This is a genomic window from Allobosea sp. Leaf344 (assembly GCF_001426225.1).
Taxonomy (GTDB): domain Bacteria; phylum Pseudomonadota; class Alphaproteobacteria; order Rhizobiales; family Beijerinckiaceae; genus Allobosea.
On the sequence record NZ_LMRT01000014.1, the window covers coordinates 775,714 to 790,163 of the forward strand.

Below are 14,450 nucleotides of genomic sequence, written 5' to 3' on the forward strand. Positions count from 1 at the left end.
AGCAAACGCGCCCCGGCTCTGGCGGATCAGTATTTGAAGGCGAGCGAGAACTGCGCGGAGCGTCCCGGCGCGAGATACACGTAAGGCGAGCCGCTGCGGTAGAACGCGTCGTACAGCACCTCGTTGGTGAGGTTCAGGACCTGGACCTTGGCGGAGATGGTCGGGGTGAATTTGTACTCGGCCAGCGCATCGAAACGCCAACCCGCCGGCAGCACATTGTTGTTCGCCGCGAGCGTCCCGCCATATTGCTTGCCGGTATAGGTCGCCTGGACGCCGACTGCGAGCTTGTCGGTGACGTCGTATTTCGCGAGGATATTGAAGGATTCATGCGCCACATTGGCGAGCTTGCGCCCGATATTGGCGGCGGTGACCGATTTCGTCACCTCCGAGGTCATGAACACGGCGCCACCGAACAGGCTGAGCCGATCCATGACCTTGCCGCCGACGCTGAACTCGACGCCTTCGACCTTGTATTCGCCGCCGCCGACGATGCTGCCGCCGAAGCTTTCGCGGGCATTGTTCTTCTCGGTCCGGAACAGGGCCGCGGTCATCAGCAGGCGGCGGTCGAACGCCTCCCATTTCGCGCCGACCTCGTAGGATTTGTTCTTCTCCGGGCCGATCGTCGCGTTCTGCGCGGTGAGGCCGCCATAATCATTGCCGCCGCCGTCGAGCTCGGCGCCGGAGGGGTTGGAGGAGGTGCCGTAGGCGGCGTAGATCGCGAGCTCCGGCAGCAGCTTGTAGGTCGCGCCGAGATTGTAGTTGACCAGCGTATCGTCGCGGCTGAGCGTGGTGACGACGCCGTTCGTCGCCGTCGAGCTCGCCGTGGTGTCGTAATGCTCGACGCGCACGCCGCCGCTCAGATAGAGCCGGTCCTGGATGTTGATCGTGTCGAGCGCATAGAGGCTCGCCGTATCGACCTTCACCTGCGTCGGGCGCCCGGTCTTGATGAACTGGCCGGTCCAGGGGATGTCGACCCCGCGCGGATTCCACAGGTTCAGGGTCGAGCCCGGGATATTGGTGACGCCGAACGCCTCCGTCGCCAAAGCGAGATAGGTGTCGCGCGAGAGATCCTCGCGGCTGAATTCGGCGCCGGTGACCAGCGTGTGCTTCCAGCCGAAGGTCTCGAACTTGAAGGTGGCGTTGGTCTGGTTGGCGTAGGTCTCGACCTCCTGATAGCGGCTCTTGGCGGTCGATGGCACGGTCCAGAGCAGCGGATTGGCCGCGGTGCGCACCGGCGTGCCCGGCGCACCCGCGACATAGTCCAGCACCGAGAAGCCGTAGCGCGAGATGTTGGTGACGTTGAACCAGGGCGTCACGTCCCATTCGACCTTGGCCGAGGCGATGTCCTGCTTCGCCTTCTGGAAATCGCGATTGGGCAGGCCGTAGAAATTCGAGCGCCGCAGCCCGTTCTCGGTGAAGGGCCGCAGATTGGTGGTGTCGAACGGCACGCCCCAATCGGGCAGCTGGTCGATATCGGTGTGGGAGTAGCTCAGCGTGACCTTGAAGGTCTCGAGCGGGCGATAGGTGACCGCGAAGGCACCGCCCCAGCGATTGTCGAAGACCTCGTCGCGCCCGGCGACATCGGCGAGCTGGCCCATGCCGTTGATGCGGATGGCGAGGTCGGGATTGACGACGTAATTGGTGTCGAGCGTGGCGCGGCGGGTCGCATCCGTGCCGAGCTGCACCCCGGCATTCATGAAGTTGACGAAGGACGGGGCCTTGGTGACGACGTTGACGGCGCCGCCCGACGAGCCGCGCCCGCCGACCGTGCCGGACGGACCCTTCAGGATCTCGACCTGCTCGGTGTTGAAGTTCTCGCGGATATTGACGCCGGCATCGCGGACGCCGTCGACATAGATGTCGTTGCGGGCGTCGAAACCCCGGATCGAGACGCGGTCGCCATAGGCATTGCCGCCCTCGCCCGTTCCCAGCGTCAGGCCGGGGGTGGTGCGCACCAGTTCACGGAAGGAGGTCGCGCCCTTGTCGGCGATCACCTCCTTGGGGATCGTGGTGACGGTGCGGGGGGTGTTCAGCAGCGGCTCGGTGAGCTTGCCGGAGGCCGAGCGGTCGACCTTGTAGGGGGCGGCGGCATCGGCATAGGGGTTGGCGCCCGGTGCGGCGGGCGCCGGGCCGGCCGGTGCCGGCGCGGCGGTGGCGACGGGGCGCGCGGCCCGCGGCCGGGCGGCCGCCCGGCTCGGCGCGCGGGCTGGCGTGGCACGGGCCCTGGCGGGCTGGGCGCGGCGCACCTCCGCGGGAGCCTCGACATTCAGCGCCGGCAGCTGTCCTGACGCCGATTGGGCGCGGGCCTCGTCCAGCGGCGCGGTGGAGGCGATGCAGGCCGCGGCGAAGACGCCGAGCGCCGCCGGATGGGACGCGGCCGAGGCCACACGATTGGCAGCGGGAAGTTTGGCAGTGGGAAGTTTGGCAGTGAGAATCGATGTCGGCTCTGCGCCTCGCAAGGAAAACGGAATCTTTGTGTTGCTCATGACAGCCCCTGGCACGGCGCAACGGCGCCGTGCATGCCCGAAATGTGAGTGATGAACGAGCTGGGTTGCCGTTCGAGGGGGCTGCCTGTCGTCTGGCGGCTTTTTGCGGCGCAGAATGCCGAGCGTCAATGACGAATTGGCAACACTAATGTGAAAATCTCGATCAATATCAATAACTTAGAAGTATTCTAATGAAGAACTGCGGGCCTTCCTCCCCTGCCCGGCTGCCGCTCCGGACCCTGTATCCCGCCATGGCGAAAGGCGCGCCGGCCGCTCAGCCGGCCTTGCGGCGCGGGGCCTCGGCGGCCGGTGCGGACGCCTTCTTGCGCTTGCTCGGCTTGGCCTCGGCAGCCGCCGCGGCCTGGCCGGCGCTGGCGCGCAGCGCTTCCATGAGATCGACCACCTTGGAGGGCGCGGGCGGCTTGCGCGCCTTCAGGGTGCGGCCTTCCTGCTTGGCCCTGACCAGCTCGGCGAGCGCCGCCTCATAGCGGTCGTCGAAGGCGGCCGGGTCGAATTCGCCGCGCTTGGTGTTGATGATGTGCTTGGCGAGGTCGAGCATCTCGCCCTTCAGCTTCAGCTTTGGCAGATCCGAGAAGGCGGTGTCGGAGGAGCGGACCTCGTAATCATAGTTCAGCGTATGCGCGACCAGCCCCTGCCCCTGGGCGCGGATCATCACCGTGCGGTGGCGGCGAAACAGCACCGCCTGTGCGACGGCCGCCGCCTGGCTCTCCCGCAGCGCCTCGCGGATCACGGCGAAGGGCTCGGCCGCGATCTTCTCCGCGGGAGCGAGGTAATAGGGTTTGTCGAAATAGACGGTGTCGATGTCGCCGCAGGGGACGAAGGCCGTCACGTCGAGCTTCTTGTCGCTGACCGGCATGATCTTGGCGACCTCGTCGGGCTCGATCAGCACGTAGCGCCCATCGCCGACCTCGAAGCCCTTGACCTGGTCGTCGCGCTCGACCGGCTTGTTGGTGACGGGATCGATGAATTCGCGGCGTACACGATGGCCGGTGGCGCGGTTCAGCGTGTGGAAGGAGATACGCTCGGCGGTGCTCGCCCCGGTATAGAGCGCGACCGGGCAAGACAATTCGCCGAAGCTCAGAAAGCCTTTCCAGACTGCACGGATCCCGGCCATCGACGCTCCTCCCCGCACCCTCACGCTGGCGCCGCAGCGCTTCAACGCCCGCGGCAGGGACACGTTCCGCCGGGCCGGCGGCGGAATCAGGAACCGCCTGCGAACTGGCGCATTGTCCTGAGGTCGTCACGGAGACCCTCATGGCCCAGCGCACCTTCTGGAAGGGCTACCTCAAGCTGTCGCTGGTGACCTGCCCGGTGGCGATGTCGCCCGCCACCAGCGAGAGCGAGAAGGTCCGCTTCCACACCGTCAACCGGGCGACCGGCAACCGCATCGTCAGCCGCTATGTCGATCTCGAGACCGGCAAGCCGGTCCGCGACGAGGAGGAGGCGAAGGGCTACCAGACGGGCGACGACAGCTTCGTCATCCTCGAGGACGAGGATCTCGACACGGTGGCGCTAGAAAGCACCCGCACCATCGATATCGACATGTTCGTGCCGCGCGACAGCATCCCCTGGGTCTATCTCGACAGCCCGCATTACCTCGTGCCGAACGATCAGGTCGGCGAAGAGGCTTTCGCCGTGATCCGGGAGGCGATGGCGGCGACCAAGATGGTCGGCATCTCGCGGGTAGTTCTCTATCGGCGCGAGCGGGCGGTGATGCTGGAGCCGCGCGATAAGGGCATCGTGCTCTGGACGCTGCGCTATGGCGACGAGGTCCGCGATCAGAAGGCCTATTTCGCCGGTATCGACAAGGCGAAGCCGGAGCCGGAGATGCTGCAGCTCGCCACCCGCTTCATCGAGCAGAAGCGCGAGGCCTGGTCGCCCGAGATGGTCCAGGACCCGCTGCAGGAGAAGCTGCTCCAGCTGATCGCCACCAAGAAGAAGAGAAAGCCGAAGCCGTCCGCTTCCGGCGAGCCTGCGGAGCGCAAGGACAATGTCATCAACCTGTTCGATGCGCTGAAGAAGAGCCTGGCCCAGGACAAATCCGAGGCGGGCTCCGCCAAATCCTCTGCCAAGACGGGCGATGCCAAGACGAGCGCCGCCAAGACGGCCGCGTCCAAAGCCGACGCGAAGAAGAGCGACGCGAAGAAGAGTGCTGCCGCCGAAGCGGGAGAGAAGAAGGCCACGCGCAAGCCCGCCGCCAAATCGAAGCGCAGCTCCTGAAGCCTGCAGCCCGCATCGGACCGTAGCAGGCGCCTAGTCTCAGTCCGCCTTGAGTTTCCCGAGATTGCCCGGCAGCCCGGCGAAGGGCAGCTCGTCCGGCGCCACGTCGCCGACCGGCGCGTCAACGCTGCCGCGCTTCTCCCCGAGAAGCCGCTGGGCCGCGTCGGAAATCGCGGCCGGCGGCGCCATCTCCTCCTGCAGATGCCATTCGACCGTGTTGCGATCCCAGCCCGAGGCCCGGACCAGCGCGTCCACCCAATCCTGCTGCGGGAATTCCTGCTGCATCGTCAAGGCGAGCTGGCGGCCGGTCTGCATGCTGTCGGTTCCCTGCATGATCATCATCTCCCTGAGCGGAGAACCCGGGCCGCGGAGCGTGGTTCCGGCCGCCGCCCCCGGCTTGCGTCCGCGTCGGCTTTTCCGGAAGGAGGCTTATCAAAGGTTAATGATCGCGAATGGCGACGACCTAGCCTTGTGCGTTTGCAGCCGCACACGCGCTGCGACAGGTATTGGGAGTGCCCGCATGGACAAGGCTCTGGCGAGAACCATCCGCCCGCTCGAACAATCCCGGGACTGGATCCGTGGCGAGATCGGCCCCAAGCCCAGCATGGCCCTGCTGCGTCCGCAGGATCTCTCGGTCGACGCCGCCTATCAGCGAGACCTCTCGCCGAAATCGCTCAAGCTGATCCGCAAGCTGGTCGAGGAATGGGACTGGCGCAAATACAAGGTGCCGGTGGTTACCCGGGTCGGCGACGCCTGGCACGTCATCGACGGGCAGCATACGGCGATCGCCGCCGTCAGCCATGGCGGCATCGATGAGCTCGAGGTGCTGGTGGTCGAGGCCGGCAGCCAGCAGGACCGCGCCAGCGCCTTCATCGGCCACAACAAGGACCGGGTGCAGATCACCAACAGCCAGCTGTTCTTCGCCGCCGCGGCGAGCGGCGACGAGGACGCGCTGACGGCGCTGCAGATCTGCGAGCGGGCCGGCGCCACCGTGCTGCGCAACCCCTCTCCCGGCCGCCCCTTCCGCGAAGGCGAGCTGATCGCGGTGGCGGCGCTGGTGCAGCTCGTGCGCCGGCGCTCCGCGGTGAAGGCGCGCATCGTCATCGAGACCCTGGTCAAGGCCCGCGCCGCGCCGATCACCGCCGATCTGATCCGCGCCGTCGACATGGTGCTGAACGACAAGAATTACGGCGATGTCGAGCCCGACGACATCGTCACCGCCTTCGACCGCTTCGGCCCGGCGCTCTCGACCAAGGCGATCGAGCTCGCCATGGCCAAGAGCCTGCAGCGCTCGCGGGCGCTCGGCATCGTGCTCTACCAGCATCTGCGCAAGCGCAAGCCGGTCCGCACCCCCGACGAATCCCGTGTCCACATGGCAGCGGCGCTGGCCCAGCCGGAGCGCTGATCGCGTCTCCCGCGCCAAAGCCTGAAGATTGGACACGCGGGAACCCGGTCGCCGCACCCCGATTTCAACGGCATTGCGGGAGGTGGCCAAGAGCCGTTCGCGTGTCCTGACCGATCACGAGGCGATCCGCGGCTGGGCGACCGATCGCGGCGGACGGGCCTGCGACGACCCCGTCATCCGTTCCTGTGCCGCTGCCGGGCTTCTGGCGGCCGTACTCGACGCGCTCAACTCCGGCGTGCCCCGGATCGTCGCCGCCGAGACCTCGAAGGAGGCGCCGGCGGAGCTGGAGGCCCTGCCCTCCTGAGCGCAGGCACCGTCACAGCGGCGGCTGCGGCGCGGGGGCGCGTGGCAGGCTGTTGTGGATGGACGTCGCCGCCACGGCCGCATGGCCGATCGCGACGGAGATCTGGTGGATGTCCGAGACCACGTCGCCCGCGGCATAGAGGCCTGGCACGCTCGTCGCATATCTCTCATCGACGAGGAGGCAGCCGGCCTCATCCACCTCGGCGCCCAAGGCGCCCGCCAGAGCGGAGCCGGGCGTCGCCCCGAGCGCCGGATAGACCCCGTCGAAGGCCTCGCTGTCGCCGGTCCGATAGCTCACCACCAGCGTGTTCCCCCTGCGCAGCAGCGGCCGCGTCGGTGCCAGTTCCCGCACGGCGACGCCGAGCTCCGCCAGTTCGCGGGCGGTCGCTTCGCTCAGCGCATCGGCGGCATCCGTGGTGGCGAGCGTGACGCTGGCCGTGAAACTGCGCAGAAACAGCGCCTTTCCAGCCGCTTTTTCGGCCGGGCCGATCACGCAGAGGCGCTGGTCGCGCCCCTCATAGCCGTCGCAGATCGGGCAGTAGCGCAGCAGCCCGTCGATCACCGCGGGGTCATGCGGCTCGAATTCCGGCCGGTGATCCTTGATTCCTGTGGCGAGCAGGATGCTGCGCGCGGCGAGGCGCCGGTCGTTCACGGTCACCGCGAAACCCGCCTCCTCGCGGCTGAGTTCTGTGGCGAGGCCCCGCCGCATCTCCACCGGATAGGCGCGGAGCTGGGCATCGAGCGCAGCCAGCAGCGTTTGCCCCGACACGCCCTCGCTCGCGCCGGGATAATTATGGGAATGGGGCGCGAGCCGCGCGCGGCTGTCGCCGTCATCGACCAGCAGGATGCGACGCCGGTAGCGCGCGAGATAGAGCGCGGCCGTCTTTCCCGCCGGACCACCGCCGATGATCACGCAATCGAAGGCCGGTCCTGAACCAAGATCTGTCATCCCCGGCCAACGCGGGCGCGCTCCGCCTGTTCATTCCGGCCGTTCGCCGGCCGGTCGGCCGCTACAGCTCTGGCGAGGGCGAGGCCCCGTGGATGCCTCCGAACGGCCCGGCCGGGCGCCGGTTTCCTCCTCCCCCGCTGCAAGCCGCCGTCGCACGCTCGCGAATGCAATGCTCTGGAGGCCGCAATGGCAGCGAATTACTTGGTGACAGGTGGTGCAGGATTCATTGGGCGGTATCTCTGCAAGGAATTGCTGTCCGAGGGGTGGCGCGGGACCAGAATTTCGCCGGCGACCGCACCAATTGGTGGATCCCGAACCGGGCCTGCATAGAGGCGATGCTGCGCAGCGCGGGCCTCGCCGTGCTCGAGCGGCCGGCCGACGACGTCTATCTCTGCCGCGTCCGCTGAGCGGGAACCGCGACCCGCGAGCCGCGTTGCCGCTGTGGCCGGATGGCGCGCAGGAGACCCGACATGGATCGACGTACTCTCGACCCGACCCTCGGCAGCGCCCCGCCGGCGCGTCCGGACCAGGCGCTCGAACGGGCCTCGCTCGCTCTGTCGCGCATGGACCAGGCGCTGTCCGCGCTGCGCAGCCGCTCCGCCCAATCCCAGCCGGGCTCGTCCGGCCACCCGACCGCCTCATCCTCCGGAGCCCGGCATGAACACCGCTAATCTGCAGCTCGAAGGGCTGCTCGTCGTCATGGCCCAGCTGGTGCGGCAGGTCGCCGAGGCAGGCCCTGGCGCGCGCCAGGCGGTGGAGAAGGCGCTGAACGCGGCCGAGGCGACGATCCTCTCCGACGAACAGCGCCGCCGGCAGCTCAGCGACAGCCAGATGGAAGCGATGCTGTTTCCGGTGCGCTATCTCGCCTCGACGCTCGATTCACCGGGTGGCGAGCGCAATTTCTCGCAGACCGCCGCCGATATCGGCCGCAGCAAGAACGGCGCTGCGACGCGGGCTGACTGACTTCACAGCCAGCCTTCGAGCAGCCCCGGCGGCCGGGCGATCATCAGCCAGACGATCGCGAGAACCGCGGCGAAGGCGGGAAAACCGCAGGCGAACCAGGTCCAGAACAGGCGGTGATAGCTGCGCGGCAGCTCCGTGCCGGCCGCCACGGCCGCCTCCGAGAGGTCGCGCAGCCGCATCTGGATCCATACCACCGGCAGCCAGAACAGGCCGGTGACGATATAGAGCACGATCGACAGGACGATCCAGCCCTCCGTCAGGGGGTAGCCGACCGTCCAGGCGAGGCCGACCCCGGTGAGCGGCTGCGCCACCACCGCCGTGGCGGTGAAGACGAAATCCGCCAGCACGACGATCCGCGCCACGGCGGCGATCTTGACGGCCGAGCCGGTGAGATGGGCGATCAGCATGAAGAAGGCGATGCCCGCGCCAGTGCCCAACAGCACGCAGGCGCCGATGATGTGCAGGAATTTCAGCAGGTAATAGCTGGTCATCGGTCCCTCAGCAGCGCCAATGCGACGAGGTTGAGCATGATGATCGGCCAGATCTTCAAGAGCGGCCCCAGCGGCTCGATCCAGAGCCGCGGCAGCAGGATCGATCCGGCCAGCGCATAGAACAGCGAGATCGCCAGCGCCGCATAGAGCCCCCAGCGGCTGGTGCGCCTGATCGCGATGGCGATCCCGATGGCGAGATCGGCGAGCCCGCCCGCTATGACCGCGGGGCCGGACAATGGCCCCGCCCCGCCCTCCAGCATCAAATCGACGCCGATCTGATACCCCGGGCCGATCGAGACCAGCCCGGTGGCGATCCAGAAACCGGCGAAGATCACGAAGATCAGCGGCTTCAGCACATAGAGATCGGCGAACCATTTTTCCTGGACGGAGGCCGGTTCCGCCGCCAGCATCGCCGGCAGGGAGCGCGGCGTGATCCCGGTCGTGCGGGCCCAGGCCTCCGGCTGCTCGCTCGTCGCGCCCCTGACGATCTCCTGCCCGGCGGTCGAGCGCAGCGGCGGCTTCCAGCCGAGGCGCCCGGCGAAATCGCCGAGCCGGTAGAGCAGCGTCGCGAGCCCGAGCGGCAGGACCGTCTCGCGGGCTTTCGGCCGCCCGAGCCAGCGCCGGAAGGCCGCCACCACATCCGGCATGGAGAGCCGGTCCGGCCCCGCCAGATCGAGCGCCACCGGGCCCGCGAAATCCGGCCGCACCGCCCGCGCCACGGTCTCGACCACATCATCCAGCGCGACGACCTGCAGCGGGCCCGTCTGCGGCATCACCGGCAGCAGAGGCAGCGAGGCGAGCCCGCGAAACAGCGCGCTGCCGCCGTAGGCGGGCCGCCCGATCACGACCGATGGCCGCAGGATCACCCAGTCGAGAGCGCTCTCCATCAATGCCAATTCGGCGGCGCGCTTGCTCCCGGAGAATGCCGTCGGCGTCTGCCGGTCGACGCCTATCGCCGAGAGCTGGACGAAGCGCGAGACACCGGCCTGCTCGCAGGCGGCGAAGAGCCGGCGCGGCCCGGCATCCTGCACGGCTTCGACGTCGTCCGCCGGCCCGTCCTGCAGCACGCCGGCGCAGTTGACGACGCAATCGCATCCGGCCAGCACGCCGGCCCAATCCGTAGTTTCGGCTATCGCCAGATCGATGCGGCGCCAGTCGATCCGCGGCGCGGCAAGGCTCGCCTCGCCGATCGCCCGCGCGACGCCTATGACCTCATGCCCGTCAGTCAGCAGCCTGGCGGCGACTGCCGATCCGATCAGCCCCGTGGCTCCGATCACCGTGATGCGCACCCTGCCCTCCCCGCGGTCGGCGCCGAAGCGGCTCCGCTGACAGGCCAATGACGGGGGCGGGTCGCAGTTCCGGGCGGCTCGGCGCCGTCGCCTGGCCCGGCGCCGCAGCCATGATACGCCCGCCGAACTGGATTTGGAAGGCATGGGCATGCGCGGCTTCGGGGAAGCTGACGGCGATCTGCAACGCGGAGGCGGTACGCCCGATATCGAGCCGGTGCGGCATTTGCCAGTCCAGCAGCCAGGCCCGGATGGTCCGCAGCCGCTTCTGCAGGGCCTCGGGCGAGCAGTTCAGGCGGACGGTGAAGGATCCCTCCTCGCCGACGAGGGCGATCGGCAGGGACAGCGCCGAGAGGGGGTCGAAAGTGAAGTGAAGCGTCATCGTCAGGGTCTCCAGGCCGGCCGGCCCGATCGGCATCGGGCAGGCCGCGAGGAGAAATGCGCCGGCCGGCTCGCGGTTCCGCGCGCCGCTCAGAATGCGTCGTCGTCGCGCGCCGACTGGGCCAGAAGCCCGCCCGCGGCCAGGCCGAGCGCCATCGCCACGAAACCGCCGACGACCGAGCGTGTCGACACCGCGAGCTCCCAGCCGGGCGTCAGCCGCTTCGGCACCAGGGCGAAGGCGGCCTGCACAGCAGGACGTAACGCAGGGTCATGAGCGGTCTCCGATCGGCTCCTGATTGGGCTGAACCGCAAAGGCGGCCCGACGTTCCGCGGAACGGGCCCGACCGCCCGGCGTTGATCCCCGACCTTCACACCGCGTGAACAGGCGGAGCGCATTTGTCAGGCCCATACCAGTCCTTCATCCGCAATCTCGAGCAGCGGGACGAACTGACGTCGCAGGAGCGTGCTCTCATCGAGTCCCTGCCGGCCAATATGCGCAGCTTCGAGCGGGGCGAGGAGCTGGTGGTCGAGAACAGCCGGCCGAACCATAGCTGCCTGCTGCTGAGCGGCTTCGCCGGACGCGAGATCATCCTGCGCGACGGCAAGCGGCAGATCGCGGCCGTCAACATCCCGGGCGATTTCGTCGACCTGCACGCGATGCTGCTCAAGGTGATGGACCACACCGTCGTGGCGCTGACGCCGTGCCGCGCCGCCTTCGTCCCGCATGAGGATCTGCGGCGGGTCGTCGCCGAATCCCTGCATCTCGGCCGGCTGCTCTGGCTGATGACCGTCATCGATGCCGCCATCCACCGCGCCTGGATCGCCTCCATCGGCCGACGTCACGCGGGGGCACGCGTCGGCCATCTCGTCTGCGAATTGTTCCTGCGCCTCCAGGCGGTGGGCCTCTCCGAACCCAACCGCCTCGATTTCCCCGTCACCCAATCGGAGCTCGCCGATATGCTGGGGCTCTCGGTGGTCCATGTGAACCGGTCGCTGCGCGAATTGCGCGAGAAGAACCTGCTGGTCTGGCGCGGCAACAAGATCGAGATTCCCGATTTCGCCGCGCTGTCCGGCGCCTGCGGCTTCGAGCCGACCTATCTGAACCTGCACAAGGAGCCGCGCTGAGGCGCGATCTTCGTGAAACCATCCGGCAGCCGCGTGATTTCAGGAATCATGCCGCGCTACTTCTTCGATACGACCAATGGCGAGACGGCCTACGTCGATACGGACGGGATGCATCTCGCCGACGACGAGGAGGCGCGCCGGCACGCGCTGGACGCGCTGCCCGACATGGCGAGCGACGACATGCCCAATGGCGACGACCGCCGGCTGGTCGTGACCGTGCGCGGCGAGGACGGTGCCATGGTCTATACCGCGAGCCTGACCCTGCGCGGCCGCTGGACCCATCGGAAAAGAGGGTGAACGGAGCCGGCGGCGGCGCGCGCCCCAAAGCTTTGTCCCCGACGAGCCGCCGTCAGGCGCCCGCGGACAGCGCCGCGATATAGCGCAGGCGCGCATCGCCATTATCCGCGAGGCCCCGCTTGGCGATCCAGGCGCGGTAGCGCTCGGGCCTGACCGATACGATCTCGACGGCATGGCCGCTGGCGAGCTGTCGATAGACCTCGGAGGACGCCGCCCGGCGCCAGTTTTCATAGGATAGCGCGACCCGGGCGTCGGGCCGGGCGGGCTGCAACTGCTGGAAATCGCTTTCGTGGTACCAGGGCAGCACGACCACGCAGCCCTCGGAGGTACGACCAGGCATGATGCGGTTCCTCCGGCCGGCGATCCCGGCCGAAGCCGCAACCTCATGCTGCGGGGCGCGGTCCGCATTAACAAAAGAGAAGGGAACCTTTCTTCGCCTGCGCGCGAGCACCACATCTTTGACATCCGGACAGGCGAGATTGAGCCGATCCCGCGGCCGTTTCACAGGTTGTCGAAGGTCGCCCGAGGCCGCGTGCGGCGCGACCGCGACCTCCTCCATCCCGCCGCGGCCGACCGCGCTATTCTAGTTGGCTGGCTAAACAAAATCGGCCTATGCTGGACACCGCGAGACCGGCGAAAGCTGCCCCGATTCCGCGAGCCTGACGAGGGCCAACTGACGAGGAACGCCTGGAATGATCACCGCCTCCGCGAGCGCCACCGCGATCCTGGTCCATCTGGCCGGTAGCGTGGCGCTGCTGATCTGGGCCGTGCGGCTGGTGCGCACCGGTGCGATGCGGGCCTTCGGCAGCTCGCTGCGCCAGACGCTGCAGAGCTTCACGGGCAATCGCTTCAGCGCCTTCGGCAGCGGTGTCGGCGTGACGCTCGTCCTGCAGAGCTCGACCGCGACGACGTTGCTGATCTCCTCCTTCGCCGGGCGCAATCTGATCGGCGCCGGAATGGCGCTTTCCGTGCTGCTCGGCGCCAATCTCGGCACGGCGCTCGCGGCCTTCGTCATCTCGCTGGATCTGGGCTGGCTCTGGGGGCTCTGCACGGCCGTCGGCGTCGCGCTCTATCTGGCGCATGACGCCATGGACCGGGCCCGCAATATCGGCCGGATCATCGTCGGGATCGGGCTGATCCTGCTCTCCCTGATCGAGCTCGGCAGCACCGCCTCGGTGCTGGCGCAGTCGCCGACCTTCCGCACGCTGCTCGGCGCGCTCGGCCAGGAGCCCGTGCTCATCCTGCTCGTCGCGGTGGCGGCGACCTGGCTCACCCATTCGAGCATCGCCATCATCCTGCTGATCGCGACCTTCGCGGGCGCGGGAGTGTTTCCGCCCGCGACGGCGCTGGTCCTGGTGATCGGCGCCAATCTCGGCAATGCGCTGATCCCGGTGCTGGCGCAGCTCGGGGCGCCGGCCGCGCAGCGCCGCCCCGCCATCGGCAATCTGCTGACGCGGCTGCTGCTGACCGCCTTGCTGGTGCCGCTGGTCGCGCCGATCAGCGGCTGGATGCTGGCGCTGCCGCTGGACGATGCGCGGCTGGCGCTCGAATTCCATCTGCTGCTGAATCTGGTCGGCGCCCTCGCCTTCCTGCCCTTCGTCGAGCCGATCGCGCGGCTGGCGAAGCGGATCCTGCCGGCCGGCGACATCGCCGAGGTCGCGGCCAGGCCGCGCCATCTCGATCCCGCGGTGCTGGACAGCCCCTCGGAAGCGCTGGCCTGTGCGATGCGCGAAGCGCTGAGCCTCGGCGAGCGCGTGCAATCCATGCTGCAGGATACGCTGACGCTGATCGCGACCAACGAGCTGAAGCTGTCGCGCAGCATCGCCGCCGCGGATGACAGCGTCGATGCCATCCACGAATCGATCAAGCTCTATCTCGTGCGGCTCTCCCGCAACGAGCTCGGCGAGGAGGACAGCCGACGCCTCTACGAGCTGATCGCGGTGATCACCAATCTCGAGCATATCGGCGACATCATCGACAATAATCTGCGCGATCTCGCGGAGAAGAAGATCCGCAAGGGCTACACCTTCTCGGCCGAGGGGCTGGCTGAAATCCGGGATTTCCACGGCCGCGTCTATGCCGGGCTCGTCCTCGCGCTCAACGTCTTCGCCAGCCGCGATCTCGCCCTCGCGCGCCAGCTCTTCGCGGAGAAGGCGGTGATCAGGGATGCCGACCGGCGCGCCACCGAGAGCCATTTCCTGCGGCTGCGCAGCGGCCGGCCCGAATCGATCGAGACCAGCGCGATTCATCTCGACATCATCCGCGACCTCAAGCGCATCCATGGCCATGCCGCGGCGATCGCCTATCCGATCCTCGAAAGCGCCGACGCCCTGCGCGAGAGCCGCCTGAAGGACGGCAAGGACAGCCGCGCCGCACCGGCACAGGATTTGCTAGTCACGACCGGTGGCTCGCGCGGGTGAAGCGCTCCGCGGCGCGCCGCGACGCCTTGCCGGCGACGGCCTGATCTGATTGTTGACGCGGCCGGGCCGCGTCACGCAGGCTGCCCGGCAGGACGGGTGCCGC

General features: G+C 68.2%; 16 protein-coding genes and 1 pseudogene. 9 read left to right on the forward strand and 8 right to left on the reverse strand.

Annotated features, from left to right (window positions below):
* Nucleotides 1-26: 26 nt before the first annotated feature.
* Together ASG72_RS15525 and ASG72_RS15530 are read right to left on the reverse strand one after the other, a co-directional pair.
* Entirely contained in the window at nt 27-2,387 is a 2,361-nt protein-coding gene (locus tag ASG72_RS15525) for a TonB-dependent siderophore receptor (RefSeq protein WP_056713795.1), read from the reverse strand.
* A 373-nt stretch (nt 2,388-2,760) separates the two neighbouring features.
* Nucleotides 2,761-3,621 (reverse strand): Ku protein, encoded by an 861-nt coding sequence (locus tag ASG72_RS15530; RefSeq protein WP_082540380.1) that lies wholly within the window; start codon nt 3,619-3,621, stop codon nt 2,761-2,763.
* 140 nt (nt 3,622-3,761) lie between these two features.
* Here ASG72_RS15530 and ASG72_RS15535 point away from each other — a divergent pair, with 140 nt between their 5' ends.
* Complete coding sequence (locus tag ASG72_RS15535; RefSeq protein WP_082540381.1) at nt 3,762-4,727, forward strand: Ku protein; 966 nt, start codon at nt 3,762-3,764, stop codon at nt 4,725-4,727.
* A 39-nt stretch (nt 4,728-4,766) separates the two neighbouring features.
* Here ASG72_RS15535 and ASG72_RS15540 read toward each other — a convergent pair whose 3' ends face one another.
* Nucleotides 4,767-5,060: a hypothetical protein gene (locus ASG72_RS15540; RefSeq protein ID WP_156395994.1), complete on the reverse strand. Its 294-nt coding sequence runs from the start codon at nt 5,058-5,060 to the stop codon at nt 4,767-4,769.
* Between the two features lie 187 nt (nt 5,061-5,247).
* Between ASG72_RS15540 and ASG72_RS15545 the strand changes: the two genes are divergently transcribed.
* Both ASG72_RS15545 and ASG72_RS15550 read left to right on the forward strand, forming a co-directional pair.
* Nucleotides 5,248-6,132: a DUF6551 family protein gene (locus ASG72_RS15545; RefSeq protein WP_056713802.1), complete on the forward strand. Its 885-nt coding sequence runs from the start codon at nt 5,248-5,250 to the stop codon at nt 6,130-6,132.
* A gap of 82 nt (nt 6,133-6,214) precedes the next feature.
* The gene (locus ASG72_RS15550; protein WP_156395995.1) at nt 6,215-6,436 is read left to right on the forward strand and encodes a hypothetical protein; all 222 of its coding nucleotides are present in this window, start codon (nt 6,215-6,217) and stop codon (nt 6,434-6,436) included.
* A 12-nt stretch (nt 6,437-6,448) separates the two neighbouring features.
* Here the strand turns inward: ASG72_RS15550 and ASG72_RS15555 are convergent, their stop codons facing one another.
* The gene (locus tag ASG72_RS15555; protein WP_056713808.1) at nt 6,449-7,384 is read right to left on the reverse strand and encodes an NAD(P)/FAD-dependent oxidoreductase; all 936 of its coding nucleotides are present in this window, start codon (nt 7,382-7,384) and stop codon (nt 6,449-6,451) included.
* Between the two features lie 281 nt (nt 7,385-7,665).
* Here ASG72_RS15555 and ASG72_RS20855 point away from each other — a divergent pair.
* The 3 genes and pseudogenes from ASG72_RS20855 to ASG72_RS15560 all read left to right on the forward strand — a co-directional run.
* Nucleotides 7,666-7,791 (forward strand): annotated as a pseudogene (locus tag ASG72_RS20855) (TIGR04290 family methyltransferase); the annotation flags it as partial.
* A 63-nt stretch (nt 7,792-7,854) separates the two neighbouring features.
* Nucleotides 7,855-8,055: a hypothetical protein gene (locus ASG72_RS20860; RefSeq protein ID WP_156395997.1), complete on the forward strand. Its 201-nt coding sequence runs from the start codon at nt 7,855-7,857 to the stop codon at nt 8,053-8,055.
* Complete coding sequence (locus tag ASG72_RS15560) at nt 8,042-8,347, forward strand: hypothetical protein (protein WP_056713810.1); 306 nt, start codon at nt 8,042-8,044, stop codon at nt 8,345-8,347. Before ASG72_RS20860 ends, ASG72_RS15560 begins: the two co-directional genes overlap by 14 nt.
* Before the next feature lie 2 nt (nt 8,348-8,349).
* Here the strand turns inward: ASG72_RS15560 and ASG72_RS15565 are convergent, their stop codons facing one another.
* The 3 genes from ASG72_RS15565 to ASG72_RS21325 are packed head-to-tail and all read right to left on the reverse strand — an operon-like array spanning nt 8,350 to nt 10,542.
* Complete coding sequence (locus tag ASG72_RS15565; RefSeq protein WP_056713813.1) at nt 8,350-8,838, reverse strand: DUF2269 domain-containing protein; 489 nt, start codon at nt 8,836-8,838, stop codon at nt 8,350-8,352.
* Nucleotides 8,835-10,127: an SDR family oxidoreductase gene (locus tag ASG72_RS15570; protein WP_056713815.1), complete on the reverse strand. Its 1,293-nt coding sequence runs from the start codon at nt 10,125-10,127 to the stop codon at nt 8,835-8,837. The genes ASG72_RS15565 and ASG72_RS15570 overlap by 4 nt, the downstream gene beginning before the upstream one ends.
* Nucleotides 10,060-10,542 (reverse strand): hypothetical protein, encoded by a 483-nt coding sequence (locus ASG72_RS21325; protein WP_056713818.1) that lies wholly within the window; start codon nt 10,540-10,542, stop codon nt 10,060-10,062. The genes ASG72_RS15570 and ASG72_RS21325 overlap by 68 nt, the downstream gene beginning before the upstream one ends.
* A gap of 359 nt (nt 10,543-10,901) precedes the next feature.
* On the opposite strand from ASG72_RS21325, the gene ASG72_RS15580 reads away from it, so the two are divergent.
* Both ASG72_RS15580 and ASG72_RS15585 read left to right on the forward strand, forming a co-directional pair.
* Nucleotides 10,902-11,630 carry a Crp/Fnr family transcriptional regulator gene (locus ASG72_RS15580; RefSeq protein ID WP_056713820.1) on the forward strand — a complete coding sequence of 243 codons (729 nt, stop codon included), beginning with the start codon at nt 10,902-10,904 and terminating at the stop codon, nt 11,628-11,630.
* A gap of 48 nt (nt 11,631-11,678) precedes the next feature.
* Nucleotides 11,679-11,927 (forward strand): hypothetical protein, encoded by a 249-nt coding sequence (locus ASG72_RS15585; RefSeq protein WP_056713822.1) that lies wholly within the window; start codon nt 11,679-11,681, stop codon nt 11,925-11,927.
* A 52-nt stretch (nt 11,928-11,979) separates the two neighbouring features.
* Here the strand turns inward: ASG72_RS15585 and ASG72_RS15590 are convergent, their stop codons facing one another.
* Nucleotides 11,980-12,267: a hypothetical protein gene (locus ASG72_RS15590; RefSeq protein ID WP_156395998.1), complete on the reverse strand. Its 288-nt coding sequence runs from the start codon at nt 12,265-12,267 to the stop codon at nt 11,980-11,982.
* A gap of 352 nt (nt 12,268-12,619) precedes the next feature.
* Between ASG72_RS15590 and ASG72_RS15595 the strand changes: the two genes are divergently transcribed.
* On the forward strand, nt 12,620-14,347 hold the full coding sequence (locus tag ASG72_RS15595) for a Na/Pi cotransporter family protein (protein ID WP_056713828.1): 1,728 nt from the start codon (nt 12,620-12,622) through the stop codon (nt 14,345-14,347).
* The last annotated feature ends 103 nt before the right edge of the window (nt 14,348-14,450 follow it).